At 70.3% G+C, this 25885-nt stretch carries 21 protein-coding genes and 1 pseudogene; 10 read left to right on the top strand and 12 right to left on the bottom strand.

Features of this window, described 5'->3' with window-relative positions; all coding sequences use genetic code 11:
• Positions 1 to 14 precede the first annotated feature (14 nt).
• Both EHO50_RS23945 and EHO50_RS23940 read left to right on the top strand, forming a co-directional pair.
• A complete protein-coding gene (locus tag EHO50_RS23945) occupies positions 15 to 965 on the top strand; it encodes a PIN domain-containing protein (RefSeq protein ID WP_128433215.1) in 951 nt (316 codons plus the stop codon).
• Positions 966 to 1474: 509 nt separating this feature from the next.
• Positions 1475 to 1828 (top strand): annotated as a pseudogene (locus EHO50_RS23940) (SLAC1 family transporter); the annotation flags it as partial.
• Here EHO50_RS23940 and EHO50_RS23935 read toward each other — a convergent pair.
• Positions 1806 to 2159 carry a hypothetical protein gene (locus tag EHO50_RS23935; RefSeq protein ID WP_128433214.1) on the bottom strand — a complete coding sequence of 118 codons (354 nt, stop codon included), beginning with the start codon at positions 2157 to 2159 and terminating at the stop codon, positions 1806 to 1808. The pseudogene EHO50_RS23940 and the gene EHO50_RS23935 sit on opposite strands and share 23 nt — an antisense overlap.
• Before the next feature lie 513 nt (positions 2160 to 2672).
• On the opposite strand from EHO50_RS23935, the gene EHO50_RS23930 reads away from it, so the two are divergent.
• Entirely contained in the window at positions 2673 to 3743 is a 1071-nt protein-coding gene (locus EHO50_RS23930) for a C40 family peptidase (protein ID WP_128433213.1), read from the top strand.
• 42 nt (positions 3744 to 3785) lie between these two features.
• On the opposite strand, the gene EHO50_RS23925 is transcribed toward EHO50_RS23930, so the two are convergent.
• Both EHO50_RS23925 and EHO50_RS23920 read right to left on the bottom strand, forming a co-directional pair.
• The gene (locus tag EHO50_RS23925) at positions 3786 to 4505 is read right to left on the bottom strand and encodes a LuxR C-terminal-related transcriptional regulator (RefSeq protein ID WP_093905187.1); all 720 of its coding nucleotides are present in this window, start codon (positions 4503 to 4505) and stop codon (positions 3786 to 3788) included.
• The gene (locus tag EHO50_RS23920; RefSeq protein ID WP_181449681.1) at positions 4502 to 5827 is read right to left on the bottom strand and encodes an ATP-binding protein; all 1326 of its coding nucleotides are present in this window, start codon (positions 5825 to 5827) and stop codon (positions 4502 to 4504) included. Before EHO50_RS23920 ends, EHO50_RS23925 begins: the two co-directional genes overlap by 4 nt.
• 143 nt (positions 5828 to 5970) lie before the next feature.
• Between EHO50_RS23920 and EHO50_RS23915 the strand changes: the two genes are divergently transcribed.
• A complete protein-coding gene (locus EHO50_RS23915; protein ID WP_128433211.1) occupies positions 5971 to 7404 on the top strand; it encodes a PspC domain-containing protein in 1434 nt (477 codons plus the stop codon).
• Entirely contained in the window at positions 7391 to 7642 is a 252-nt protein-coding gene (locus EHO50_RS23910; RefSeq protein ID WP_128433210.1) for a hypothetical protein, read from the top strand. The genes EHO50_RS23915 and EHO50_RS23910 overlap by 14 nt, the downstream gene beginning before the upstream one ends.
• Positions 7643 to 7670: 28 nt before the next feature.
• Here EHO50_RS23910 and EHO50_RS23905 read toward each other — a convergent pair whose 3' ends face one another.
• Positions 7671 to 8201: a DoxX family protein gene (locus EHO50_RS23905; protein WP_128433209.1), complete on the bottom strand. Its 531-nt coding sequence runs from the start codon at positions 8199 to 8201 to the stop codon at positions 7671 to 7673.
• A 490-nt stretch (positions 8202 to 8691) separates the two neighbouring features.
• Entirely contained in the window at positions 8692 to 9972 is a 1281-nt protein-coding gene (locus tag EHO50_RS23900) for a hypothetical protein (RefSeq protein ID WP_128433208.1), read from the bottom strand.
• Between the two features lie 317 nt (positions 9973 to 10289).
• Between EHO50_RS23900 and EHO50_RS23895 the strand changes: the two genes are divergently transcribed.
• Entirely contained in the window at positions 10290 to 11174 is an 885-nt protein-coding gene (locus tag EHO50_RS23895; RefSeq protein WP_128433207.1) for a DUF4429 domain-containing protein, read from the top strand.
• 38 nt (positions 11175 to 11212) lie between these two features.
• Here the strand turns inward: EHO50_RS23895 and EHO50_RS23890 are convergent, their stop codons facing one another.
• Positions 11213 to 12019 (bottom strand): class II aldolase/adducin family protein, encoded by an 807-nt coding sequence (locus tag EHO50_RS23890; protein WP_128433206.1) that lies wholly within the window; start codon positions 12017 to 12019, stop codon positions 11213 to 11215.
• 163 nt (positions 12020 to 12182) lie between these two features.
• On the opposite strand from EHO50_RS23890, the gene EHO50_RS23885 reads away from it, so the two are divergent.
• A complete protein-coding gene (locus EHO50_RS23885) occupies positions 12183 to 12809 on the top strand; it encodes a hypothetical protein (RefSeq protein ID WP_128433205.1) in 627 nt (208 codons plus the stop codon).
• Positions 12810 to 12879: 70 nt separating this feature from the next.
• Positions 12880 to 13365, top strand: coding sequence for a pyridoxamine 5'-phosphate oxidase family protein (locus tag EHO50_RS23880; RefSeq protein WP_128433204.1), 486 nt, complete (start codon positions 12880 to 12882; stop codon positions 13363 to 13365).
• A 23-nt stretch (positions 13366 to 13388) separates the two neighbouring features.
• On the opposite strand, the gene guaA is transcribed toward EHO50_RS23880, so the two are convergent.
• Positions 13389 to 14966: a glutamine-hydrolyzing GMP synthase gene (gene guaA, locus EHO50_RS23875; protein ID WP_128433203.1), complete on the bottom strand. Its 1578-nt coding sequence runs from the start codon at positions 14964 to 14966 to the stop codon at positions 13389 to 13391.
• A gap of 321 nt (positions 14967 to 15287) precedes the next feature.
• Here guaA and EHO50_RS23870 point away from each other — a divergent pair, with 321 nt between their 5' ends.
• On the top strand, positions 15288 to 15575 hold the full coding sequence (locus EHO50_RS23870) for a chorismate mutase (RefSeq protein WP_164904922.1): 288 nt from the start codon (positions 15288 to 15290) through the stop codon (positions 15573 to 15575).
• Between the two features lie 469 nt (positions 15576 to 16044).
• Here the strand turns inward: EHO50_RS23870 and EHO50_RS23865 are convergent, their stop codons facing one another.
• Entirely contained in the window at positions 16045 to 17298 is a 1254-nt protein-coding gene (locus EHO50_RS23865; protein WP_246101365.1) for a serine/threonine-protein kinase, read from the bottom strand.
• 261 nt (positions 17299 to 17559) lie between these two features.
• Between EHO50_RS23865 and EHO50_RS23860 the strand changes: the two genes are divergently transcribed.
• Positions 17560 to 18585 (top strand): LPXTG cell wall anchor domain-containing protein, encoded by a 1026-nt coding sequence (locus tag EHO50_RS23860; protein ID WP_128433201.1) that lies wholly within the window; start codon positions 17560 to 17562, stop codon positions 18583 to 18585.
• A 103-nt stretch (positions 18586 to 18688) separates the two neighbouring features.
• Here EHO50_RS23860 and EHO50_RS23855 read toward each other — a convergent pair whose 3' ends face one another.
• From EHO50_RS23855 to EHO50_RS23840, 4 genes are all read right to left on the bottom strand, one after another.
• The gene (locus EHO50_RS23855; RefSeq protein WP_128433200.1) at positions 18689 to 20494 is read right to left on the bottom strand and encodes a GMC family oxidoreductase N-terminal domain-containing protein; all 1806 of its coding nucleotides are present in this window, start codon (positions 20492 to 20494) and stop codon (positions 18689 to 18691) included.
• Between the two features lie 32 nt (positions 20495 to 20526).
• The gene (locus EHO50_RS23850; protein ID WP_128433199.1) at positions 20527 to 22140 is read right to left on the bottom strand and encodes a succinic semialdehyde dehydrogenase; all 1614 of its coding nucleotides are present in this window, start codon (positions 22138 to 22140) and stop codon (positions 20527 to 20529) included.
• Positions 22141 to 22277: 137 nt separating this feature from the next.
• Positions 22278 to 24086 carry a serine/threonine-protein kinase gene (locus EHO50_RS23845; RefSeq protein WP_128433198.1) on the bottom strand — a complete coding sequence of 603 codons (1809 nt, stop codon included), beginning with the start codon at positions 24084 to 24086 and terminating at the stop codon, positions 22278 to 22280.
• Between the two features lie 38 nt (positions 24087 to 24124).
• Complete coding sequence (locus EHO50_RS23840) at positions 24125 to 25813, bottom strand: serine/threonine-protein kinase (RefSeq protein ID WP_128433197.1); 1689 nt, start codon at positions 25811 to 25813, stop codon at positions 24125 to 24127.
• Positions 25814 to 25885: the final 72 nt, after the last annotated feature.

Raw genomic sequence — 25885 nt, 5'->3', positions numbered from 1 at the left:
GGCAGGATCACCGCATGCTCATCACACCGCGCCCTGGCGCAGACCGGAAGAACATCCGGCAGGTCCTCAGCAGCGTCCACACCACGGCTATGAACCTGCAGCGGCCGTACGGCAGCGCCTTCGAAGGGCTGCTGACGTACTTGGACTGGGCCACGGAGTCCGCGCGGATGCTGCGCTCCCAGATCAGCAATCGGGACCTCGACCAGCTCGTGTTCACCGACCGCTACCGGGCGCTCCTGGGCAGCTGCGGCACGCTCGCCGGGACCGCCCAGCAGCGCCTCGTGAACGGTCTGGTCCAACTTGAGGTCACCGAGCGGATCGAGGCGTTCGAGGCAGCCGTGGCCGCGTTGGATGCACGGATCGGCCGGTGGAGCCAACGGGAGGTATTCGTCGTGGCCGACTCCAGTTTCTACATCCAGAACGAGGTGAAGTTGGCCGACGTCGACATGCACGTGGTGCTCGACGTTCCGCGCTGGCAGTTCGTGCGGCTGTTGTTCCCGATCGTGGTGGTCGACGAGCTGGACGACCTCAAGGATGCGAGCAAGCAGCGGGCCCGCTGGCGTGCCGCCCACACCCTCGGTCTCCTTGACGGGGTCCTCCACGGCGGTATGCACGGCGTCCTGCATGAGGGGGAGCACACCGTTCAGGACGGTGAGACCCGCGGCAGGGTCAACGTGGAGATCGTCCTCGATCCTCCCGGCCACGTGCGCCTGGACCGCCCCGATGTCGAGATCATCGACCGGACAGTAGCTATCCAGGGACTGGCCGGCCGTGATGTTCGGTTGCTGACGTGCGATACGAGTCAGCACACCCGGGGTCGGGCCGCCGGGCTGAAGGTGACGAAGGTAGCGACGAAGGATCCCGGGGACGAGCCGGACTGGTCGGCCCCAGACAAGTCTGGCACTGGCGTACGCGCGCAGCGGCGTGCCCGGCAGGCCGAAGCCGAGGCTCCGGCGGCCAATTGAGAGACGACTACCACAGCACTAACCAGGCGCCCCATGTCACCTGGCGGTAGCCAAACGAGAACAGGCCTAAACCGTAGGCCAATCTTGAACCTCACCTGTGATCGATCCGCTCCCTCGTCGCCGACGTATGGCCCGGCGCGATCAAAGACTCAGTGCGCATTCCGTGCGGGCCGAGGCTACCGAACGCCTCCTGGCGGACCACTGTCGAAGTGCAGACCGTTCTCGTGGGCGGAGCCCTGTGCGACGTGGGAACCGAGACCATACGCCGAAGAAACCGACAGATAGTCCGGACGAAACCCTGACAGGAAGCCTGGACAGCACATCCGAAGCCTCAGGTCACGTCGCCGCCAAACGACAAATGAATTCGGAACCTACACCACGCCTGGCGCGCCTCTTCCCCACGCGCGCGTGTCCTGTTTTCCGGCACGCGCGCGTGTCCTCATTTCCGGCACGCGCGCGGCGTCGTTACGGGCACGCGCGCGTGAGGGCCCACCACCCGGCCTTCCCCCCTGCTGGTACTCGACCTGGCCTGGTACGCAGCCCTGCTCATCGCCGAGGTCGCATGGCCACGGCTGCACTACGACGTACGCCGCTGGGCAACCGTGTTCCCGATGGGGATGACCGCCGCGGCGACACTCTCCGTCGCCACTGCCGTAGACGTGCCGTGGCTCAAGACCCCCGGCGAGGTACTGCAGTGGATCGCGGTGGCGGCATGGCTGACGGTCACCGCAGCCGCGCTACGGACCTACACCGGACACGACACCGGCCCGGGCCCCGGCCCAAGCCCCGAACCCAACGCCGGAGCAAAGACCGCCCCCGGAACCACCCCCGACTCCGACATCACGTCCACAACACAGCGATGAAGACGTTCGCCATGGTCAGCAGCCCGACCACCCCGAACAGACTCTTGTCCACCGTCTCGTCGTCCCGCTTCACATAGACGAGTCCGAGGATCACGATCAGCAGCGCCAGCTTCACACCGATCTTGATGTTGTTGACGGACTGATCGTCCGCCTGATTGAGACCGACGAGGATCACCCCGGTGACCAGCATGGTCAGCGCGCCGTGCAGCATCGCGGGGACGAACCGGGCGGTGCCCTGGCCCATCGCCTTCATCTGGGTGAAGAAACCACCGAGCAGCGCGGCGATACCGATGATGTGCAGGCCGACGAAGAGATGGATGAGTACGTCCATGGAGCCGGAGCCTAATCAGCACCGAACAACCACCCGACACCACCCCACTCGAGGCACTGCCTCGACTCACTTACTCGACGCACTTACTCGACGCACTCCACCCAGCCCCTACCGATCTTGCATATATGCGGCCCATAGCACCCGGCCACCGCCACGACCCCGGAAACCACCACATCGGTCAGCACACTGCGTGAACACGACGGCCCCACCCCGGGATCACGCTCACTTACGGTCATCCCGCGGTCCGCTCCCGGCACTTCCGCACAACGCGTTACCGACCCGACACAGCGAGGTTTAGCGTCCTCCACCAGGTGACCGGCTCCCCACCGCCGCCCGGGCCAGGGGCGGCAGTCGGACACCACCGCCGAGAAAAGTCCGGCGGCGGCCCGCTCCCCCTGTGCAGGCCGCCGCCGGACGCGTAACCCGCCTCCCGGCGCCCTACGGCCGCTCCCCCAGGCGCCAGTACGGGACGAGGCGGTCGTAGGCGGTCGTACGAAAGGACGTGCAGTCCACGTGGCAGCGCACCGCAAGCCCCGTCAGCGCTCGGTCGGCGGCAACACGGCCCGCACGGCATGGACGATCGCCCTGGCGGGTGCGGCGACGGCGACGGGGTTCGACGGGACCGGACACGCCGAGCCGCAGCTGACACCGGAGCAGGTCAAGGCGAAGGTGGACAAGCTGTACCAGGAGGCGGAGGTCGCGACCGAGAAGTACAACGGCGCGAAGGAGAAGGCGGACGCGGCCGAGCGGCGGATCAGGACCCTGCAGGACGAGGCCGCGCGCAAGACGGAGAAGCTCAACTCGGCGCGGGAGGCGCTGGGTTCGATGGCCGCGGCGCAGTACCGCGACGGCGGCGTCGACCCGTCCCTCCAGCTCGCACTCTCCGACGATCCCGACCGGTACCTCGACGGAGCGGAGTTCGCCGAACGCGCCGGCAACCGCCAGGCCGCGTCCGTCGCCGGCGTCCGCGAGCAACTGCGCGAGATCGAGCAGCTGCGCGGAGCCGCACGCGTCGAACTGACCTCGCTGAAGTCCCGCCAGGCCGAACTACAAGGGCACAAGAACACGATCACCGGCAAGCTGGACGCGGCCCGCAGCCTGCTCGCCCAACTGACCGCCGAGGAGCGCGCCCGGCTCGGTGAGGGCCCAGGCGGCACGGACCGCGCCGCACGCTCCTCCACAGGCCCCCGCAACGCCCTGACCACCCCCGGCGCCGCCACAGCACAAGCACCCAACTCACGTGCTGCCGCGGCAATTTCGTACGCACAAACCAAGCTCGGCAGCCCCTACGTCTGGGGCGCGACCGGCCCGAACGCCTTCGACTGCTCCGGCCTCACCCAGGCCGCGTACCGCTCGGCCGGCATCTCCCTGCCCCGCACGACCTACGCCCAGATCGACGCCGGCCGCCGTGTCTCCCGCGCCGAACTGCTCCCGGGCGACCTGGTGTTCTTCTACTCCAGCATCAGCCACGTGGGCCTCTACATCGGCAACGGCCAGATGATTCACGCCCCGAACCCGTCGGCACCGGTCCGGGTGGCCCCGCTCGACGAGATGCCGTTCGCGGGGGCCACGCGGGTGGTGTGAGCCAGCGCGCCGGGACCGGAGCGCTGCCTGTCCGGGCCCGGGTCACACCAGACGTCGTGCCGTCGCCCACCGCGTCAGCTCATGCCGGTTGGACAGCTGGAGCTTCCTCAGGACCGCCGAGACATGGGACTCGACCGTCTTGACGGAGATGAAGAGCTGCTTGGCGATCTCCTTGTAGGCATAGCCACGGGCGATCAGCCGCAGCACCTCACGCTCGCGCTGAGTCAGCCGGTCGAGGTCCTCGTCGACCGGCGGCGCGTCCGTCGACGCAAAGGCGTCCAGTACGAACCCGGCAAGGCGCGGCGAGAAGACCGCGTCACCCTCCTGGACCCGGAAGATGGAGTCGACCAGATCGGTGCCGGTGATCGTCTTCGTCACGTATCCGCGCGCACCGCCCCGGATCACCCCGATCACATCCTCCGCCGCGTCCGAGACGGACAGCGCGAGGAAGCGGACCGGCTGCTCGGCGTCCGCCATCAACGGGGCGCAGCGGCGCAGGACTTCGACCCCGCCGCCACCCGGGAGGTGCACGTCGAGGAGGACGACCTCGGGCCGGGTCGCGGTGATGACCGTGACCGCCTGGTCGACGTCCGCGGCCTCGCCGACGACCTCGACGCCGGTCTGCTCGGTCCGGCCGATCTCGGCCTGGACTCCCGTACGGAACATGCGGTGATCGTCGACGAGGACCACGCGCACGTGCCGCTCGCCCGCGCTCCCGCCGGTCGACTCCACAGGCTCGTTCGCCTCGGTCGGGTCGCTCATGACGTCTTCTCCGCCCTCTCCATCTCCAGCTCGACCTCCGTACCGCCGCCGGGTACCGCCCTCAGTCGGGCCGTACCGCCGTTGCGCTCCATGCGGCCGATGATCGATTCTCTAACGCCCATGCGGTCGGCGGGTATCGAGTCGAGGTCGAAGCCCGGACCGCGGTCCCGGACGGACACGAAGACGGTCTTCCCCTCCACCTCGGCGTAGACCTGTACGGCGCCGCCCTCGCCACCGTACTTCGCGGCGTTCACCATCGCCTCGCGCGCGGCCTGCATCTGTGGGCCGATTTTCTCGTCGAGCGGGCAGTCGCCGACGACCACGACCTCTATGGGGACGCCGTGCTTGTCCTCCACCTCCGCGGCGTTGCGCCGGACCGCGTCGGCGAGGTTGGTGGGTTCGTCGGCCTCGTCCTTGCCGGTGCCCTCGGGTTTGTAGAGCCAGGTGCGCAGGTCGCGCTCCTGGGCGCGGGCGAGGCGACGGACCTCGTTCGCGTTCTCCGCGTTGCGCTGGATCAGGGTCAGGGTGTGCAGCACCGAGTCGTGGACGTGCGCGGCGACCTCGGCGCGCTCCTGGGCGCGGATGCGCATCAGGCGTTCCTCGGAGAGGTCCTGGGTCATCCGGACCAGGTACGGCCCCGCGAGGAGCGTTATGCCGACGAGGACCGCCAGGGCCGCCTGCAGGACGGAGTCCAGGTGGGCGGCGGAGCCCTGCAGGACGAAGATGCCGGAGACGCCGGCCGTGACCAGGACGACGCCGCCTGCGGCACGCAGCAGAGTAAGCGTGCGCCGACGCCGCCCGACCTCCATCCAGCGGGCCCGGCGGGCGTTGTCCGCCTGGCGCCAGACCAGGGCGACGCCCGCTCCGACGAGCACGGCGGGCAGGAGGTAGGCCTTGGCGCCGCTGCCCAGGTCCACGCTGCCGACGAAGACCATCGCCACCACGACCATGAGGAGCAGCGCGACGATCTGCCCCCTGTCCGGCTTGCGGGCGACAAGTCTGCGGCGGCCGTCGGCCGCGGTCTCGGTGGCGAAGGGAGAAGGCCGCTGCGCGTCGACGCCGCCGACGCCGAGCGGCACGAAGAACCAGAACGCGGCATACAGCAGCGCACCGAGGCCGTCCGCCATGAACAGGCCGACGAAGACGAGTCGCACCCAGATGACGGGCAGGCCGAGATGCCCGGCGAGCCCCCGCGCCACGCCCCCGAGCCAGCGTCCGTCGCTGCTGCGGTAGAGCTTGCGCGGCGGCCGCGGTTCGACGAGTGGCGCTGCTGCGGCTTCCGGCATGCCATCGATGTTCACACGGCCGGAGCAGCAGGGCATCAGGGTCGACCCCCGAGACGCCCCTGATCTTCGAGGACCGTCGCGTCGAACGCTTCCCCAGACCCCCCTCAGGGACCGATATCAGGGTCCGACCAGGGTCATTCCGACTCCCGCCACGCCGACCCGCCCGTCACCATGGACACATGACAGATCACCAGCCCGCCGCGGACTCCGTGCCCGAGCCGGACGCCGTGCCCACCGCGGGCACCCGGCCCGGCCCGGCACCCGCGAGCGCCGCGGGTGAGGAACCGCGCGCGCACGTAGGCGCAGAAGCAGGGGCGTCCGCCGAGGCGGGTGCACTCGACCCGCCGCGCAAGTTCCGGCGCGACCGGCGGTACAAGATGCTGGCCGGCGTGTGCGCCGGGCTCGGCCGGCGGTGCGACATGGATCCGGTGATATTCCGGATCACCCTCGCCGTGCTCTCCGCGACCGGCGGCATCGGCCTCATCTTCTACGGCTTCGCCTGGCTCTTCGTCCCGTACGAAGACGAGGACGAAAACGAGGTGCGCAAGCTGCTCACCGGCCGCGTCGACGGCCAGGCACTGACGGCCGTGCTGTTCGCGCTGGTCGGCTGCGGCGTGTTCCTGACACTGCTGAAGAACGGCGGAGTGCTGGCCTTCGCCATCGTCCTCTCCCTTCTCCTCGCGGGCGCCGGTTACTGGTCGCGGCACCGCGGCACCCCCGACCCCGACCCCCTCGCCGCCCAGGCCGTCGCCGACGCCCCACCCGAGGCCCAGGCACCACCGGTCCCCGCCGCCTACCCGTCCTGGTGGCGCGACCCCATCGTCAAGGACGGCACGCACGACGGCGGCACGGGCTATCTCTGGGGCCCTCGCGACTCCCGCGACCGCGACATCGCGGCGGCCGTCAACATCAGCCTCGGCACCACCTGGAGCAGCCGCCAGGACATACGCGACCGACGCCCGCACCAGCCAAAACCGCGCGGCCCCCGTTGGATCGGCGGCTGGGTGTTCCTGCTGGCCCTGCTCGCGGGCGCCCTCGGCACCAGCGCGACGTGGGAGGACCACGCACTCGGCACCAGCCTGCAGACCGGCCTGTCCTGCGCGCTGCTCGTCCTCGGTCTGGGCATAGCGGTCAGCGCCTTCCTGGGCCGCACGGGAGCGGGCTCCATATTCCTGGCGATCATCACGGCAGGCCTACTGGCCGCCTCCGCCGCGCTGCCCAAGGACATCGGCACCCACTGGATCGAGCGGAACTGGCGACCGGCGGCCGTGGCGGACGTACAGCCGCAGTACGACCTCGGCACCGGCGTCGGCACCCTGGACCTGTCCCGGTTGAAGCTCACCGAGGACCAGACGGTGACGACGAGAGCAGAAGTGGGCGTGGGCCGACTGAAAGTGATCGTCCCCAAGGACGTGACCGTGGAGGTGAGCATCGAGGTGGGGGTGGGAGACATCCAGTTGCCGGGTGACGACAAGCAGGACGTGGACGTTGCGCCGGACAAGCACAAGGAGCTGACCCTGACACCGGCCACGGGCACCAAGGACGCGGGCACGTTGGACCTCGACCTCAACGTCGGCGTGGGACAGGCGGAGGTGAGCCGTGCTACGTCATGAGTTCCAGCCCGGCAGACTGGTCGCCGGCGCCTTCCTGACCCTCGCGGGCATCATCTACGCCGGTGACGCGGGCGGCACCTGGGAGACACCGTGGTTCGTGGTGATCCCGCTGGTCGTGGGCGGCCTGTGCCTGGCAGGCACGGCAGCGGTCCTGACCAGGGCGATACGCAGACGCCGAGGATCGCCCCGCGAAGCCAACCCGACGCCCCCGGAGCCCCATCCCGACGCACACCACTGACCCATGCGTCAGGCCCACGCCGACTGGGCTACCGAAAGCCACCCGTCCGCTGCCGTCGCCGCGCGCGAAGTGCGGCGTCCAGGGACAACATGGGGGCGCCCGCAAGCACGAGAGGCAGCCAGGCCATCAAATAGGCCAGGTCATTGCCGTAGTAGTACGGATCGGAGGCCCAGCTCACCGTCAACCACAGACTCAGCGAGATGAGCGCACCGCCGAGTGCCGCCACGCGGGCGAACAGCCCGACCAGGGTGCCGATACCGACGACCAGCTCGCCGAAGGCGATGGCGTAGCCGAAAGCAACGGGGTTCTCCAGCGACATGTCGACCATGGCCGGAATCGCCGCGGAGTCACGAACGGCCCGCATCATGTCGCCGATCGAGCCCGAGCCGGCGTCCTTCATGAAGGCGCTGTCGGTGAGTTTGTCCAGGCCGGCGTAGATGAACGTGACGCCGAGGAAGACGCGGAGCGGCAGTAGCGCGTACCGGCCGGCGGTATCCCGCCAGTTCCGGTCGCCGTCGAGGTAAGGGGTGTGCGTGCCCGTGTGCATACCGTGAGTCATCGCCCGTAGCCGCCTCTCGCCCGCCGTGCCGTGACCCCTCAAAAGACCATACGTACGCAACACCGCCGCCGCTCAACCCTGTCCCGACCGCCTTTTTCTGACCGAGCCCGACTGGAGGTGTGTAACCCAGCCCCCCCCGCTTCGGCCCTGAACGGGCCTCGTCCTCAAACTCCCCCAGAGGGGGCACCCCCAGACGGGCTGAATTGCCTGGACCGGCGTCGAGAAGCGGAGGCCCACCCGCATCGTCCACGCGCACCCCCGCGGCGCCGCAGTCGCCCACGGCGGAAAGGGGACGTGCCGGGGGGTGTCCGCCCGCAGTGGCCGGCGTCAACACGCAGCACCTCTTGGCCTAAGGGCGACCGCCGGTCCGAGGACGGACACCCCCCGGCGCGGCCCCGACCCACAACGCACCCGCAGGCGCTACGCGCACCCCCACCGAACAGCAACGGGCCGCCGCAGGCATCCCCGGCCCAACCGCCGGAGGCAACCGTCACTCAGTCACGTCAATGCCGTACCGGTTGGTCTCCACCCCCGCCGCAGTAACCACCTGCACCTCCACCCGCCCCGGCTCCACATCCGCCGGCACAGGCACCCTCAGCACCGCGTCCGTCGGGTTGCTGAACCCCCCGCTGACCGGCACCAACGGCACATGCACATGCACCGCCCCGATCCGCACCACCATCCGCGACAACCGGTCGGCACCCTGCGCCCCGGGCGGCACGAACCCCGCCCCCCGGATCTCGATGTCGTCCCCCGTACGGATCGGCCCGTCCAAGTCACCGGCCTCCCGCGCCCGCACCACAGAGAGGATCACCGGCCGACCCCCCTCCGCATACTTCCCGGCCAGATACGTCGCCGCCGAGATCAGCACCACCACAGCCAACCCCCATGGCAGATCGGGCAACTGATCCGGCCGCCGCCCCAACCGCACCGCCGCGAACAGCAAAGCGACCCCACTGATCACGACGTACTGGATGTCCGCGAACGTCCCCCGCCCCGCATCATCCGTCAGCAGATCCGCCGCCCGAGGCCGATCCGCCCGCACCTTCTGCAGCCGCTGCCCGAGCACCCGCACCCCGACAACCCGCCGCACCAGCACGGCGATCGCGCACACGACGGCGAGCACGGTCACCACACCGGCCCCCCGCCCGAGCTCGAGACCGGCGATCACCGCGTCGCGCTCCCCGTGCCCGGACGCCCCCACAAGCCGCCCCACCAGCACCAACACGGCGTACGCCACGAACAGCACCCAGGCACCGGCCACCGCACGCGACGTGGACAGCCGGTTGTCCTCACCGATGACCGGCGCCAGCGCCCCGCCCCGCGCCCGGTGGAACCAGGACGCCGCGGTCAGTGCCCCGGCCGTCACCAGCGCCGCCAGCAGCCCGGCCGTACGCGCCGAAGTCCACCCCGCCCCGATCGCCGTGAGCGCCTGCACCAGCAGCAGCACCACGACCAGGACCCAGACCACCGACGCCGTACGCCACCACAGTCGCGCCAGCCACGCCCCGCCCTCGGCCCGCGCTCGCTCGGCGACCAGTTCCGCCGACTGCGTCAGCTCCTCCGAGACCCACTGCCGGGAGGCCGAGGCCGAGTGGGCCACCGCGGCCGGCAGCCCCTGCCCGGCCGCGAACTCGTCCCGCTTCAGCAGGAATGCGGCGACCGCGCGCCGATGCCCCGCACGCGCCCCGTGCGGACAGTCCCCACAGGTGCAGCCGCCCCCATGCGCGCCCGCAGCCGCGCCGCCCTGCCCAGCCTCCTGCACCGCCACGCCCGATGCCCGCCTTCCGTACAACGCTCACGACCTGGTACCCCAGCGACCAGATGACCTCATAGGCCACATGACCTCATGGGTCTCATGACCTCATGGCCCTATTGCCTCATGGCCTTATAGCCGCACGGCCCTCCGACCGGCACCCGGATCTCACATACCGGCCATCACAGATCGCGGCCGCGAACCGGGCCCACCGACAACTCCCGTACGACGAAAGCGAATTGTGCCGCACACCACCGCCCCCCATCCCACCGGTCCGGTGGGTGCGGGTGATGAGAGGGCCATCGTGTTGACCCGGCTGCGAGAATTTCCCTATGGCCGAGATCATCCAGCGCGACGGGACCTGGGCCTTCGACGGCACAACGGTCCGGATCACGCCGGGACTCCACCGCTCCGTGCCGCTGTTCCGGCAGACATACGGGGAGATCGCCGTACCCCTCGAAGCCGTCGCGAGCATCGTCTTCGAGCCCGAACGCAAACGCGGACGACTGCGTATGCGGCTGCGTGAGGGTGCCGACCCGCTGCTCCAGGCGACCGGCGGACGGCTGCCCGACCCGGCGGATCCGTACCGGCTGACGGTGGACATCGACCGTGCCGGGGTCGCCGAGTACGTCGCCGAGGAGATCCGGCACGCACTGCTCCTGGACCAGATCCCCAAGGAACCGACCAAGACCTACCTCCTCCCCGGCCCGCCCGTCCCCGTCTCCGTCCGCTCCTCCGACGGCACGGTCTCCTTCGACGGCACCCAGGTGCGGATCGACTGGTCCGACACCTCCGACCGGGTCAAACGGGCGACCGGCCCGCGCATCATCAACGTCGGTGACCTCGTCCAGATCGAGTGGCTGCCCAACTCCGGCTACGAGGACGGCTTCCTGCGCTTCGTGACCCGCGAGACGGTGTTCTCCAAACTGCCGCCGGAGAAGGACCCGTACGCCCTGGACCTGTGGGGCAGCGCCCGTCGCGACCTGCTCACGGCCCTGGTCGCCACCGCGGTCACCGCCCGTCTGCCCCACCCGTCCACCCGCCCCGGCGTCGACCACGCCGACCGCCCCCAGCTGGCGGCGTCCGTGCCACCTCCGGCCGACCACCACGACGTACTGCTGCGCCGCCTGCGGGAGTTGGGCGAGCTGCACCGGGACGGCGTGCTCACGGACGAGGAGTTCGCGATGACGAAGGCCGTCGTCCTCCGGGGTTTCTGACCCAAAGCCTCTGAACCGCCGGCGGCCCCACCGAACCCTCAGCTCAACAAATCCGGCTCACTCCGGCTCACGTCCTGCCACAACGGCTGATAGTTGATCCACGCCACCAGATCCCCGCCCAACTGCTCCCGCGTGGCCACCGCCTGCCGATGTTCGATGAGCACCGGACGCCCCGCGGCCTTCGCGGTCAGCTGCACCTGACTGGACCGTTCCATCGACAGGAACCACCAGGCCGCCGCGTCCACCGAGTCACCGACGGTCAGCAACCCGTGGTTGCGCAGGACGAGCGCCTTGCGTGAGCCGAGCGCGGCCGCGATCCGCCGGCCCTCCAGGGCGTCGACGGCGACCCCCGAGTAGGCGTCGTAGAGCGCGTGGTCCTCGTAGAAGGCGCAGCTCTCCTGGGTGATCGGGTCCAGCAGTTCCCCCAGTGCCGCGAGCGCCCGCCCGTGCACCGAGTGGCAGTGGGCGACGGCGACGACGTCCGGGCGGGCGGCGTGGACCTGGGAGTGCACGGTGAAGGCCGCCTGGTTCACGTGGTAGCGGCCCTCGATCACCTGTCCCTCGGAGTTGGCGAGGACCAGGTCGCTGACGGTGACGTGCTTGAACGGCATCCCGAACGGGTTCACCCAGAAGCAGTCGCTGAACTCGGGATCGCGCGCGGTGATGTGCCCCGAGACCCCGTCCTCGAACCCGAGCCGCCCGAAGATCCGCAGCGCGCCCGCGAGCCGCTCCTTGCGGTGGCGGCGCTCGTCCGCGACCGACTCGTGCATCGGCGGCATGGCGAACTGCAGCCGGTCGGTCGGCAGCGGCGTGGGCGGAGTGGGCCCGAGGGGCGTCCCGTGCATGTGTCCTCCAGCACTGGGGTGCTTTACGGGGCGGAAGTTACCGTCGGTCAGCGCAGGAGAACAGAGATGTTCCGTGAAGATGACGCACGCAACCCTTGCCGGGGCTCACGGGTCTGGTGTGCGGAACCAGAAATTCAGCGTCACTTTTCAGCCGGGAGCCCCTGTGAGCCTCGCCGACCGCCGCGTCACCGCCCTCATGCGCCAGATCGCCTCCGAGGACGTCGTCGAGATTGTCCACCCCTACACCCGGCTGCGGACCCTGGGCGCACTCGCGTACATCGCCGAGTGCTACGGCTTCCGGTACGCGGACGTCCGCCGCGTCGGCGAGAACAAGACCCTGCACGTGTACCTGGTCCGCGACGACGCCCCCCGGGCACAGCAGCGCGCGGCGGCCAACGCGGCCGCGTTCCCGCAGGCGGGCGCGGGAGGCCCGGTCCCCGGCATGCACCCGGGTTCGCTGACTCCCCTCCCCGAGGCGCAGCCGGACGTCGACCTGATCACCGCGCTCATCAAGCACGACTCCCTCGGGGCGGTGGGCGATCGCAAGCGGCTGCTCGCCATAGCCTGGGCCTCCGCGGCCCTGTTCCCGGTCCTGGCCCTGCTGACCGCCAAGCCCGCCGTCCTGCTCCCGCTCGCCGTCCTGATGCCGGCACTCCTGCTGGGTGCCCTGCGCCTCAACACGACCCGGCGCGCGAAGCTGGCCCAGCAGCTCACCACCGCGGGATGCACGCCGTTGCGGGACGAGGAGGGCCGGGAGAGATACGTCCGCCCTGTGCCGTACGCGGCATGACGCCGCCGTCAGGGGCGGACACCTCGGATACCCGACAGCAGATGTCGGGTATCGGCGCGACACTCACCGTATGACCACACACACGGCAGCGAACTGGGCCACCTTCACCGAGGCGGAACCGGACCTCGCCCGCACCGCGGAGGAGCGGTTCAGCGCCTTCACTCACCATGTCCTCGCCACGCTCCGCAAGGACGGCTCCCCACGCACCACCGGCCTCGAGGTCCGCTTCCTGAACGGCGAGCTGTGGCTCGGCATGATGCCGGACTCGCTCAAGGCGCTCGACCTGCGCCGCGACCCGCGCTTCGCGCTCCAGGCGAACCCGGGCGAGGGCACCGGCATGGGCGGCGGAGACGTGCGGATCAGCGGGCGGGCGATCGAGGTCGAGGACCCCGAGCTGAAGGCGGCGTACACCGAAGAGGTGGAACCGCCGGAGCCGTTCCACCTCTTCCGCACCGAGCTCACGGAGGTCGTGAGGACCTACGTCGAGGACGACAAGTACCTCGTCGTCCAGACCTGGAAGCCCGGAGCGCCGGTGCGCACGCTCAAGCGGACCTAGGACCTAGCAGGACCCGGCGGGGCCTACTCCCACTCGATGGTCCCCGGCGGCTTCGAGGTCACGTCGAGGACGACGCGGTTGACGTCCTTGACCTCGTTGGTGATCCGGGTCGAGATCCGCGCGAGGACCTCGTACGGCAGCCTCGACCAGTCGGCGGTCATCGCGTCCTCGGACGAGACGGGCCGCAGGACGATCGGGTGGCCGTAGGTCCGCCCGTCACCCTGCACGCCCACGCTGCGGACGTCCGCGAGCAGGACCACCGGGCACTGCCAGATGTCCCGGTCGAGGCCGGCCGCCGTGAGCTCCTCGCGGGCGATGGCGTCGGCCTCGCGGAGGAGGTCGAGACGCTCCTTCGTCACCTCGCCGACGATCCGGATGCCCAGGCCGGGACCCGGGAAGGGCTGGCGCTGGACGATCTCGTCCGGCAGACCGAGCTCCTGGCCGACCATGCGGACCTCGTCCTTGAACAGCTTGCGCAGCGGCTCGATCAGCTGGAACTCGAGGTCTTCCGGCAGGCCGCCGACGTTGTGGTGGGACTTGATGTTCGCGGTGCCGGTGCCGCCACCGGACTCGACCACGTCGGGGTACAGGGTGCCCTGGACGAGGAACTCCACGGCCGGGCCCGCGTCCGCGATGATCTCGGCCTGGGCCTGCTCGAAGACCCGGATGAACTCGCGGCCGATGATCTTCCGCTTCTCCTCGGGGTCGGTGACCCCGGCGAGCGCCTTGAGGAACCGCTCCTCCGCGTCCACGACCTTCAGCTGTACGCCGGTCGCGGCCACGAAGTCCTTCTCGACCTGCTCGGTCTCGCCCTTGCGCATCAGGCCGTGGTCGACGTACACGCAGGTCAGCTGGGAGCCGATGGCCTTCTGTACCAGGGCCGCCGCCACGGCGGAGTCCACGCCGCCGGACAGACCGCAGATGGCGCGCTTGTCGCCGACCTGCTCGCGGATGGCCGCGACCTGCTCCTCGATGACGTTGCCGGTGGTCCAGTTCGGGGTCAGACCCGCACCGCGGTACAGGAAGTGCTCCAGCACCTGCTGGCCGTGCGTGGAGTGCATGACCTCGGGGTGGTACTGGACGCCGTACAGCTTCTTCTCGTCGTTCTCGAAGGCGGCGACCGGGACGACGTCCGTGGAGGCCGTCACGGAGAAGCCCTCGGGGGCGGCGGAGCAGGCGTCGCCGTGCGACATCCACACGTGCTGCTCGGCCGGGGTGCCTTCGAAGAGGGTGGAGGACGACTTCGATACGTGCAGATCCGTACGGCCGTACTCGCGCGCACCGGTGTTGTCGACCGTCCCGCCCAGGCTCTGCGCCATGAGCTGGAAGCCGTAGCACATGCCGAAGACGGGGACGCCGGCCTCGAAGAGCGCGCGGTCGAGGCGGGGGGCGCCCTCCTCGTACACGGACGAGGGGCCGCCGGAGAGGATGATCGCCGCCGGATTCTTGGCGAGCATCTCGGCGACCGGCATGGTGCTCGGCACGATCTCGCTGTAGACCCGGGCCTCGCGGACGCGACGGGCGATGAGCTGGGCGTACTGCGCACCGAAGTCGACGACCAGAACGGTGTCGGGGGCGGCTGCGGGGTTCGCTGATGACACGGGTTGCCTTCCGGCGGTGAGCGAGGTGTGTGTGAGGCCGAGTCTACCGGGCGCGGCGGGAGCCCCCTGGGGCCGAAGCCCGTCTCAGGATGCGAACCGTCTTGGACACCGCTCTCCCCCACGGCATACTGACCCCATGCTCACGCACCCGACCTTCCTCTTTACCTATGGCACCCGGCCCGCCGGCTGCCATGGTCGTGCTGCTTGAGCAACTGACAAGCGACTTCCCAGGCGCCCCGGGCCGACAAGGTCCGGGGCGTCTGGCGTTTCCGGATCCTGTCGCTCCGGGGCGGCCCACCCGTCCAGCGAGGAGCCCCCGAAATGACCACCACCGCCACCGAGAAGACAGGCGCGCACACCGCTGAGGCCGCCGGCGTGATCACCGGTGCCCGTGAACGCATCGACGCGCTCGACGACCGGATCATCGGCCTGATCCAGGAACGGATGGCCGTCTCCGCCGTGGTCCAGGAGGCGCGGATCACCTCCGGCGGACGGCGGGTGAACCTCTCCCGCGAGATGGAGATCCTCAACCACTACAGCGAGGCGCTGGGCAAGCCGGGCACGGCGCTCGCCATGACGCTCCTCGAACTGTGTCGCGGTCGCATCTGAGTTCGGGCCCCCTCTCACTCGTCCGGCGCGTGACGCCTCCCGGACCCCTTCGTTGGTACCGGTGTCCGTGCCAGCCAGGGGCGGGCCCGAAAGAACCACGCGTGGCTCGCTGGAGCGATGAGGTGTACGGATCATGCCGTGCGCCGTGGGACCTCGCTCCAGGTAAGTGACCGGACGGCAGGGGACAGCAGCCCGGTCACCCAAGAGAACGGTCGGCTCCGGGGACGCCCGGGGCCGACCGGCGGAAATGCCGGAACGGAGTACAACGCCGGGTCGAGCGGTTGCGGCGGCCTCGCCCGTCCAGCACGATGCGACGACAGGACCAAGGACCAGCGGCGCAACCCCCCGGCGCCGCTTCCCAAGCACCGACGCTGCCCTGACGTCGGTGCTGACGAAAGAAGGGCCCCGCGGCTCCGCCCTGCGGGGCCCTTCTCATGTCCGTTCTCATGTCCGTCGGACTACGACGTCGTCACGTGCGCGAGACGGTGCCGCACTCACCCTCGGCCCTCTCCAGCTCCCTGCTGCGGTCGTACGGGTCGACCACCGTGCCGGAGGGCCCGGGACTGGCGGACAGATCGGCCTGGAACAGCGGCTGGATGAGACCGTCGCCGTCCCGGCAGTTGTCGTTGGAGATCTCGCCGTCGAGGTCGTACACCCAAATGCGCCCCTCGGTTCCCTGGTATCTGGCGGGATCCAAGACGTCCACCTCGACGACCCGGCGGACGATCGTACGGGCGACCTCGCTGCCGCCACCGGCCTTGGCCAGCGGATACACGAAGGTGTAGTCGGCCCGGATCCGCGCCTGGCCGGCGTTGTCACCTGGTTCGACGGTCATCCGGCCGCGGACCCTGACCTCGGTGCCCACGAGTTCGACCTTGTCCGGGTCGAAGCGGGTGAAGGTCCACGTGGGGTCGTTCTTCACCGTGGGGTGGCGCAGGGCGGACCGCAGGTCGGAGAGATAGTCCCGCTGCAGAGGGTCGACGAGCGCCAGTGCCTTCTTCGGTTCGGCGCCGTACAGCACGTCGCGGTCGAGGTTCGAGGCGACCAGGAAGTCCTTGGTCAGGCGCAGCGCCGTCGTGATCCGCGCGGCGGAGACCCCGCGGACGGCCTTGGGCACCTTCGGCACCTCTATGGCGTCCGCGCCCGCGGCCCAGCGGTCGGCCGGGGAGCCGATGAAGGGCTGCTCCCGGGTCGGCAGGCCGGCGGTGCCGGCGGGCGCGTCACTCGGCCGGCTCGTCTCCGGGGCCAGCGGTGACGCCGAAGCGGATGCCCCCGCCGAGTCCTCGGAACCGCCCGGCAGCAAGGACAGCGCGGCGGAGGGCTTGAGCGCGATCAGGGCGACCGCGACGGCGAGCAGCACGCCGAGGGCGCTCCAGACCTTCCGCCGGCGCGAGCTGCGGTCGTTCATCTCCTGCCAGGCGGGGCCGGTGCGCCACCCTTCGGGCTGCCAGGGGTCGGCGGGCGCCTTCTTCCTCCCCCAGCGGCGTCCGGCGCGCGACTTGCGGGCCTCCGCCTCGTCCAGCGCGCGCAGCCGTTCGGCCACCATTCGTGCCCGTGCGGACGGTTCCTTCGGGGCGGCGGCGTGATCGCGCTCGGCGTCCTGGACGAACTTCTCCCATGCGTCGTCCGATATGGACGAGCCCCCGGGCTGGGACGAGGAGCCACCGGAGTCACGGTCGGGCGTGGACTCCGGTCTGGGCCCTTCGGACGGCTTGTCGGTCACGGCGGTGTGCGCTTCCTCTCAGCGGGCTGTCGGCCGGCTGAGCGTACGTCAGCTCCGTACGTCGGCTCCGGGCGGCCGAGCAGATCCCCTCTGGCGTGTGACGCAGGCCACATAAGAAACCTGTTAGTGAGGGCACAACCATTCACAGCCGTCGCCGATCAAACCCTGCGTATCAACGGCCACACCCGCGCCCCACACGCGGAGGCCTCCCTGCCATATGCGTGTTGCGAGGTCGCAGCACTCCGGACTTTCGAGGTCTTCATGAAGCTTCGCCGTGCCCTGGCCGCCGCAGCCACGACGGCTGTCATAGCGCCGATCGCTCTGCTTTCCGCGCCGGCCGCGTTCGCCACGGACGACCCGACGCCGACGGCGTCGGAGAGCACGCCGACCGTCGAGGAGCCGACGCCCACCCAGGACGAGGTCACGCCGACCACCGAAGAGCCGACGCCCACCCAGGACGAGACCGCGCCGACCACCGAAGAGCCGACGCCCACCGAAGACGAGACCGCGCCGACCACCGAAGAGCCGACGCCCACCGACGAGCCCACGGCCTCCACCTCCCCGTCGCCGAGCGCCAGCGAGAGCGCTCCGGAGGAGGTCGACTACTGCGAGGACGCCGACGACGAGTCCATCGGCCTCAGCGAGGACCTGCACAGCGGTCTGTCGGGCCTGCCCGAGACGATCGTCGCCGGCAGCGGCTGGACCAACTTCTCGTTCGACGTCTCCAACTCCGGTGACCAGGACATCAAGAACATCAAGCCGCTGATCGGCGTCGCGGCGCTCGGCTGGGACGACGTCGACTACTCCGGCCAGATCAAGGTCCAGGTCTTCAACAAGGAGACCGGCAGCTGGCAGACCCTCGCGGACGCTGCCGGTGAGGGCGCCACCTTCACCGCGTTCGCGCTCGACGCCGGCCAGTCGACCTCGTTCAAGCTGCGGCTGAATGTCAGCGGCAAGGTGCCGGACTCCATCGGCATCACCGGCGGCTTCGCGCAGTACTCGGACGCCGAGGGCTGCTGGGTCGCCGACGACCCGAACGGCTGGATCTACTTCTTCGACATCCTCGCCGCGGGCTCCGACCCGGGTAACCCGGGCGACGCCAAGCCGCAGACCGGTGGCCAGGCCCCGATCTCCGAGGTCAGCGACGTCGACGTCGACGGCGCGCTCGCCGAGACCGGCTCCAGCTCCAACCTCCCGATCATCGCCACCATCGGTGGCGTCGCGATCGTCGCCGGTGCCGGCGTCATGTTCGCGATGAAGCGTCGTCGGAGCGGTGCCGAGGCCTGAGCCTCATCAAAGCTCGACGCAAGACAGAGAAGGACCTGCGCTCGGAGGGGGGTGCAGGTCCTTCTCTGTTGTCCGTTCTTTGTTGTTCGTCCGGCCGCCTGGCCTACTTCTTCGGCGGCACCGCCGGCATCCCCAGGAATGGCAACCGCAACGCCCCGAACGCCTCCGCCGGGACCGCCGGTGACTGCGGCTCGACCGGCTTCAGGCGTTCGTACGCCGCCCCCTGCACCGGACGCGGGTCGGCCTCGCCCTTGTTGGGCCAGTACGACATCGCCCGCTCGGCCTGTGCGGTGATCGTCAGGGACGGGTTCACGCCCAGGTTGGCCGAGACCGCCGCTCCGTCGACGACCGAGATGCCGGGGTGGCCGTACAGGCGGTGGTACGGGTCGATCACGCCGGTCTCGGGTGAGTCGCCGATCGGGCAGCCGCCGAGGAAGTGGGCGGTGAGCGGGGTGCCCATCAGCTCGCCGACGTTGGAGCCGGCGAAGCCGTTGATGTCGGCCGCGATCACCGAGGCGGCCTCCGAAGCCGCCCTGATCTGCTTGGGGTTGGGCGAGCCATGGCCCTGGCGTGCCGTCAGCAGGCCCTTGCCCACGCCGTCCGGCTTCAGATACGTCGTCAGCGAGTTGTCCAGCGACTGCATCACCAGGCCGATGATGGTCCGCTCCGACCAGCGGCGGTTGGACAGGGAGCGCAGGACCAGCAGCGGGTGCCGGGCCGCGTTGCGGACCCAGGCGGCGACACGCGAGGAGCCCTCCGCGTACGGGACCTGCAGGATCGACAGGCCGCCCATCGAGTTGGAGCCCTTGCCGTAGCGGACCGGCTCGATGTGGGTGTTGGCGTCCGGGTGGATGGACGACGTGATGGCGACTCCGCGGGTGAAGTCGACCTTCGCCTCGCCCGTCGCCTTGCGGTAGCGCCGGTTGTCGGTCTGCGCGCCGACCAGGGCCTCGGAATTGGTGCGGGTCAGCTCGCCCAGCTTGGATGACAGATACGGCAGTTGGCCGCCCGCCTTCATGCGGTGCAGCAGGGTCTGGGTGCCGTACGTACCGGCCGCGATCACCACCCGGCGGGCCTTGAACAGCCTGCCCTCGCCCTTCTTTCTGCGGTCGGTCGGCAGGGTCGCCACCGCGTAGCCGCCCTGCGAGTCGTCCGTGATCGACACGACCGTCGTCAGGGGGTGGACCACCGCGCCCGCCTTCTCGGCCAGGTAGAGGTAGTTCTCGTTCAGCGTGTTCTTCGCACCGTGCCGGCAGCCCGTCATGCACTCGCCGCACTCGGTGCACGCCTTGCGCGCCGGGCCCGCCCCGCCGAAGTACGGGTCGGCCACCTCCTGACCCGGCGTGGCCCGCGCCGCCCCCTCGGCGTCCTTGCCGTCGCCGAAGAAGACGCCGACCGGCGCCATGTGGAAGCTGTCGCCGACGCCCATCTTCTCGGCGGCCGCCTTCAGGTGGACGTCGGAGGGGGTCATCGTCGGGTTGAGGCGTACGCCGAGCATGCGCTGGGCCTGGTCGTAGTACGGCTTGAGCTCCTCCTGCCAGTCGGTGATGTCACGCCACTGGGGGTCGTCGAAGAAGGCCTTCGGTGGTACGTAGAGGGTGTTGGCGTAGTTCAGGGAGCCGCCGCCGACGCCCGCTCCCGCCAGCACCATGACGTTGCCCAGCAGGTGGATGCGCTGGATGCCGTACATGCCGAGCTTGGGGGCCCAGAGGTAGTTCCTGAGGTCCCAGGAGTTCTTCGGGAGGGACTCGCGGGTCCAGCGGCGGCCCGCCTCCAGTACGCCGACGCGGTAGCCCTTCTCGGTCAGGCGGAGCGCCGTGACGGAACCGCCGAACCCCGACCCGACGACGATGACGTCGTAGTCGTACCCGTCCTCGTCCCGGGTCTGGACAGACTTCTCCTGTGACACGTGCTCTCCTCGTTGAGAACGGGTGGTGCTGACTAGCGGAAGCGGAACGCCTTCATCAACCTCAGGCTCCGGCTCATGAACTGCGCGTACTTCTCGTCGTCCATCCCCAGCGACGGCGCCATCGGCAGCAGCCGCTGCTGGGCGACCGTCTGGGCCTCCGTGTACTTGAGGATGCCCTCGGAGCCGTGGCGGCGGCCGAGGCCGGAGTCCTTCATGCCGCCCATGGGCGACTGGACGCTGCCGTAGGCGGGGGCGTAACCCTCGTTGACGTTGACCGTGCCGGTGCGCAGACGGGCGGCTACCGCGCGGCCGCGGCTGCCGTCCTTCGTCCAGACCGACGAGTTGAGGCCGTACGGAGTGGAGTTGGCGTGCTCGATCGCCTCGTCCTCGGTCTTGAAGCGGTAGATGGAGACGACCGGGCCGAAGGTCTCCTCGGAGCAGACGGTCATCTCCGGCTCGACGCCGTCGAGGATGGTGGGCTCGAAGAAGTACGGGCCGATGTCGGGGCGGGCCGTGCCGCCGGCGACGAGCTTCGCGCCCTTGGCGACGGCCTCCTCCACATGCCGGCTGACCGTCTCCAGCTGCCGCTCGCCGACCAGGGAGCCCATGTCCGCGCCGTACGCGAGGGACTTGCCGAGCCGCATCGCCTTGGTGCGGGCGGCGAAGCGCTCGACGAAGGTGTCCGCGACGGACTCGTGGACGTACAACCGCTCGATGGAGATGCACAGTTGGCCCGCGGAGGAGAAGCAGGCGCGGACGGCGCCCGCGGCGGCCTTCTCGATGTCCGCGTCCTCAAGGACCAGCATGGCGTTCTTGCCGCCGAGTTCGAGGGAGACGCCGACCAGGCGGGCGGCGGCACCCTGGGCGACCTCGCGGCCGGTGCGGGTGGAGCCGGTGAAGGAGACGTAGTCGGCGTGCCTGACGACCTCGGGGCCGACGACCGGGCCGTCGCCGAGGACGACCTGGAAGACGTCGGCGGGCAGACCGGCCTCTATGAGCAGGTCACGGGCCCACAGGGCGGTCAGGCAGGTCTCCGTGTCCGGCTTCATGACGACCGCGTTGCCCGCGACGAACGCCGGGAGCGCGTCGCCGACCGACAGCTCCAGGGGGTAGTTCCAGGGGGCGATCTGGCCGACGACACCGCGCGGGTGGCGCAGCTCGGTGACCTTCGTCAGCGTGGGCATGGCGCCCGCGTGCCGCTTCGGCTTGAGGTAGGCGGGTGCCTTACGGCCGTAATGGCGGGCCGCGACGGCTACGGCCTGCACCTCCTCGTGGGCGTGCAGACGGGCCTTGCCGGTCTCCAGCTGGATGAGGTCGAGGACCTCGGCCTGGCGTGCGAGCACCAGGTCGTGGAAGCGGAGCAGGACGGCGGCACGCTGCCGTACGGGGACCTGCGCCCAGACCGCCTGGGCCGTGCGGGCCGCCTCGAAGGCCTTGTGCACATCCTCGGGCGTGGATTCGGGCAGGTCGGCCAGCTTCTCGCCGGTGAACGGCGTGTGGTTGGCGGTGCGACCGGAGCCGACCACGCCCTTGGTGAGCTGGGCCACCAGCTCGGGGGTGACCACGTCGGCGGCGGTACGGGCGCCCTCCGGGGCGGGGGCGAGGGGGTTCGTGCCGGTCTTGGCCGGGGCCTGCGCGTCCGTCATGAGCCGCAGAGTATGCCGGAGCGGGGCCTTTGTGTACCCGTCGGTAACGCGGATTCACCGAGTGCTCACACGACGCCAGTGTCCACTGGCAACAAACGCGCTGATCAGGGCGTTGCACAGGGACGATCAGATGCGGGTCAGTCGGGTCCGATCTCAAGTCGGTCACGGGCGCCCTTGAAGACCGCGGTGCCCTTCTTCTCCGTGGGCGTGCCCTTGGGCATGTCGACGCGCAGCTCGTACATCCGGTCGTCCCCGGTGACCACGAACAGCTGCATCACACGGCTCGGGGACTCCTCCATGTCGTAGGTGGTGTCGGAGAGGACGGCGTCGTAGCCCTTGAAGGTGGTGCGCGTGGACTGGGTGCTCGCGTCGTGGTTGTACATGTCCCAGGTGTCGTGCGCGTTCTGCGCCTGGTCCAGCAACGGGCGGGGCGCCTTGTCCCACTGGGTGAGGCGGACCTGGACGAGGCCGATGTCGTAGACCACGAGCCGGGGCGGGTCGGTGGCGCTGCCTTCCCGCGCCATCTCCTTGTATTCGGCGGGGAGGGAGAGGACGGCGTCCATGTCCTTCTCCCGGTGCTCGATCCAGGTGCCGGCGGAGGGGGTGGGACTGGGGGTGGGGGTGGTGGCTGGGGCCAGGGGGGCCGAGGTGTAGACGGGGTTCATCTCCTTGAGGTCGTCGCCCTTGTCGACGAGGAAGGAGGAGGTGGCGAACCAGGTGCCGCCGACGAGGAGAACGCCCAGCACCGCGACGGGGATCGGGCGGAGGAGGAAGCGGCCCTTGCCGTTCGGGAACGAGGACGTGGGGTCGGAAGGCGACGTGGAGGTCGGCGGGGACGCGGATGCGGATGCGGATGTCTGCCCGGACGCGGATGCGGAAGTCGGCTCGGACCTCGACGTGGCAGTCGGCCCGGACCCCTCCGTGGAAGCCGGCTCGGCCGACGGCTCCGGCATCGCCTTGGCCGGTGGCTCGGGCTCCGGTTCACCCGCCGCTTCGGACGCCGCCGCACCTCCCAGCCGTACCGTCCCCGAATCCTCCGCGAACTCCCGCAGTCCCGAGGCGTCCTGCGGCCCCGACCCTGCCGAACCCCCGGAGGGAACCGGCACCGGCCGGCCCTCCGCCACCGCCTCCAGCGCCGACCCGGCCTCCTCCGCGCCGGGCCTTGCCTCGGGATCCTTCTCCAGCAGCCGTACGATCAGCGACCCCAGCGGCCCCGCCTGTTTCGGCTCGGGTGGATCGGCGGCGAGGATCGCGGCGAGCGTGGACTCCAGTGTCGTACGGCGAAAGGGGGACCAGCCCTCCACGGCGGCGTACAGGAGCACGCCCAGCGACCACAGGTCCGAGGCGGGGCCGGCGCCGGTGCCGGACATCCGCTCGGGGGCGACGAACTCCAGGGAGCCGATGAACTCGCCGCTGACGGTGAGGGATTCCTCGCCCTGGATGTGGGCGATGCCGAAGTCGGTGAGGACGACTCGGCGATGGGGGCCGAGGAGCACGTTGGCGGGCTTGACGTCCCGGTGGACGATCCCGACCGCGTGCGCGGCACGCAGGGCACCCAGGACGGCGACGCCGATGCGGGCGGCCTCGGCCGCCTCCACCGGGCCGCGCTGGAGGAGCTCGTGCAGGGACTCGCCGCGGATCAACTCCATGACGATCCAGGGCAGTCCGTCCTCGACGACGACGTCGTGGATGGCGACGGCGGCCGGGTGGTCGACGCGGGCGGCGGCGCGGGCCTCACGGTAGAGCCGGTGGGCGGCCCGCTGATGGGCCGCGTCCTCGGGGTCGCCGGGCAACCTCGGCTGCTTGACGGCGACTTCGCGCTCCACCAGTTCGTCGAGCGCCCGCCAGACGGTGCCCATGCCGCCGGAGCCGATGCGCTCGACGAGGCGGTAACGCCCGCCGATCACACGCTCCTTGTGGCCAGTGCCGTCCCCGTCGTTGGTCATGTCTCATGACTACCTTGCGGGGCGGGCACTTCGCCAGTTCAGAGCTTGTCGAGGTCCAGGTTCGCGATGGTCGTCTGCGCCACCTCGCGTCCACGCTCCACGAAGTCGCCCGCGCCCGGGTAGCTGACGGTGAGCTTGTACATGTCGCCGGCAGAGGTCTTGTAGTAGAAGATCCGCATTTCGCGGGGGCGGGGGTTCTGGGTGTCGGTGGTGGTGTAGACGACCGTGTTCTCGGCGGACTTCTTGCCTTGGTAAGTGGTCTGCTGGGGATCCGTCTTCGGGTTCGCCGGCATGCTGGCCTCGTAGGAGCCGCTCTGCTTGAAGTCGCCGTCGTCGTCGTACATCTCGGCGGCCGCGGAGCCCGCGATGGTGCTGCTCGTGTCCTCGGCCTTCTTGTCCAGCCTCAAGCCGATCGAGATGGCGCCGCTCGCGTCGGTGTACGTGACCCAGTGGTCGTCGTCCGTGTCCTCGGGCACACCCCGCTTGTAGCCGTCGGGCACCGCGAGGGTCGCGGCGAGGGCCTTCTCCTGGCGGGTCTTCCAGTGGTCCGGCAGCGGCCCCGCGAACGGGTCGGCGATCACCAGGTACGCCGCCACCGCGGCCGCGACGACCGCCGCACCGAGCCCGAGCAGCGCCTTGCGCCCCAGCCGGATGCCGCCCTTGCCACCGTCGGCGATCCGCACGATCTGCGTGGCGACCGGCTCAGGCGGGTTGGCCGCCTGTTCCAGCAGCGCACGCGTCTGCGCGGCGTTCGGGCGGCGCGCCGGGTCCTTCTGGAGCAGGCCGTTGATGACCTCGGCGAGCGGGCCCTGGGCCGAAGCGGGCGGCGCGGGCGTGGCGTTGAGGACCGACTGGAGGGTCGCCGCGGTGTTGCTGCGGCGGAACGGCGAGACGCCTTCCGCCGCCGCGTACAGGACGACACCCAGGGACCACAGGTCGCTCGCCGGTCCCGGCCGCTGGCCCAGCACCCGCTCGGGCGCGATGTACTCGGGCGAGCCGACGAAGCCGCCCGTGTCGGTCAGATTGGTCTCGCCCTCGATCTGGGCGATGCCGAAGTCGGTGAGGACGACGCGGTCATGGCGGCCGAGGAGGACGTTGTCCGGCTTGACGTCCCGGTGCAGGATGCCCGCCGCGTGGGCGGCCTCCAGCGCGCCGAGCACTTCGAGGCCGATTCTCGCCGCATCCCGGGCCCCGAGCGTGCCCTCCTGCAACGCGGCGCCCAGCGAACGGCCCTGCACCAGCTCCATCACGATCCACGGCTGGCCGTCCACGACGGCGACGTCATGCACGTTCACGACCGCCGGATGATCGAGCCGGGCCGCGGCGCGTGCCTCGCGGCGCATCCGCTCGAAGGCATTCGCACGTTCGCGCTCGGGAAGGTGATCCGGTATGCGGGGCTCCTTGACGGCGACCTCGCGGTCCACCGTCTCGTCCTTGGCCCGCCAGACCGTACCCATGCCGCCGTGCCCGAGCTTGGCGAGCAGCCGGTATCGGCCCGCGATCAGCCGGCCGGTTCCGGGGTCCGGGTCGGTGGGCTGGTCGGCGGGCGCGGCGGGCCGACCGGGCACGGACTGTTGCGGTACCGACTGTTGCGGTACGGCCCGAGTGGGCGCCGCGTACGGGTTGTCGGGGTGGGGAACAGGCCCCGGCGGGTTCGGCTGCGGCGGTTGCAGTTCGAAACTCGTCGGCTCGTCGGACCGGTAAGGGACTCCCCCGTTGTTGCTCATGGTCCATCAATATCGCGGCAAGCGCTTCGGCATCCAGCGGGAATGCTTTCCGGTCACAGAGCCGTGACTCAG

Source organism: Streptomyces cyaneus (assembly GCF_004028635.1).
Classification (GTDB): domain Bacteria; phylum Actinomycetota; class Actinomycetes; order Streptomycetales; family Streptomycetaceae; genus Streptomyces; species Streptomyces cyaneus.
The sequence above is the reverse complement of the archived record's forward strand: the minus strand, read 5'-3'. Positions and strand labels throughout refer to the sequence as shown.

Bases quoted from the DNA above. Each gene is read 5' to 3' on its own strand.
- EHO50_RS23945 (WP_128433215.1), top strand. From the start codon at position 15: ATGCTCATCACACCGCGCCCTGGCGCAGACCGGAAGAACATCCGGCAG.
- EHO50_RS23935 (WP_128433214.1), bottom strand. From the start codon at position 2,159: ATGGACGTACTCATCCATCTCTTCGTCGGCCTGCACATCATCGGTATC.
- EHO50_RS23925 (WP_093905187.1), bottom strand. From the start codon at position 4,505: ATGAGCGACCCGACCGAGGCGAACGAGCCTGTGGAGTCGACCGGCGGG.
- EHO50_RS23920 (WP_181449681.1), bottom strand. From the start codon at position 5,827: ATGCCCTGCTGCTCCGGCCGTGTGAACATCGATGGCATGCCGGAAGCC.
- EHO50_RS23915 (WP_128433211.1), top strand. From the start codon at position 5,971: ATGACAGATCACCAGCCCGCCGCGGACTCCGTGCCCGAGCCGGACGCC.
- EHO50_RS23905 (WP_128433209.1), bottom strand. From the start codon at position 8,201: ATGACTCACGGTATGCACACGGGCACGCACACCCCTTACCTCGACGGC.
- EHO50_RS23895 (WP_128433207.1), top strand. From the start codon at position 10,290: ATGGCCGAGATCATCCAGCGCGACGGGACCTGGGCCTTCGACGGCACA.
- EHO50_RS23890 (WP_128433206.1), bottom strand. From the start codon at position 12,019: ATGCACGGGACGCCCCTCGGGCCCACTCCGCCCACGCCGCTGCCGACC.
- EHO50_RS23880 (WP_128433204.1), top strand. From the start codon at position 12,880: ATGACCACACACACGGCAGCGAACTGGGCCACCTTCACCGAGGCGGAA.
- EHO50_RS23870 (WP_164904922.1), top strand. From the start codon at position 15,288: ATGACCACCACCGCCACCGAGAAGACAGGCGCGCACACCGCTGAGGCC.
- EHO50_RS23860 (WP_128433201.1), top strand. From the start codon at position 17,560: ATGAAGCTTCGCCGTGCCCTGGCCGCCGCAGCCACGACGGCTGTCATA.
- EHO50_RS23850 (WP_128433199.1), bottom strand. From the start codon at position 22,140: ATGACGGACGCGCAGGCCCCGGCCAAGACCGGCACGAACCCCCTCGCC.
- EHO50_RS23845 (WP_128433198.1), bottom strand. From the start codon at position 24,086: ATGACCAACGACGGGGACGGCACTGGCCACAAGGAGCGTGTGATCGGC.
- EHO50_RS23840 (WP_128433197.1), bottom strand. From the start codon at position 25,813: ATGAGCAACAACGGGGGAGTCCCTTACCGGTCCGACGAGCCGACGAGT.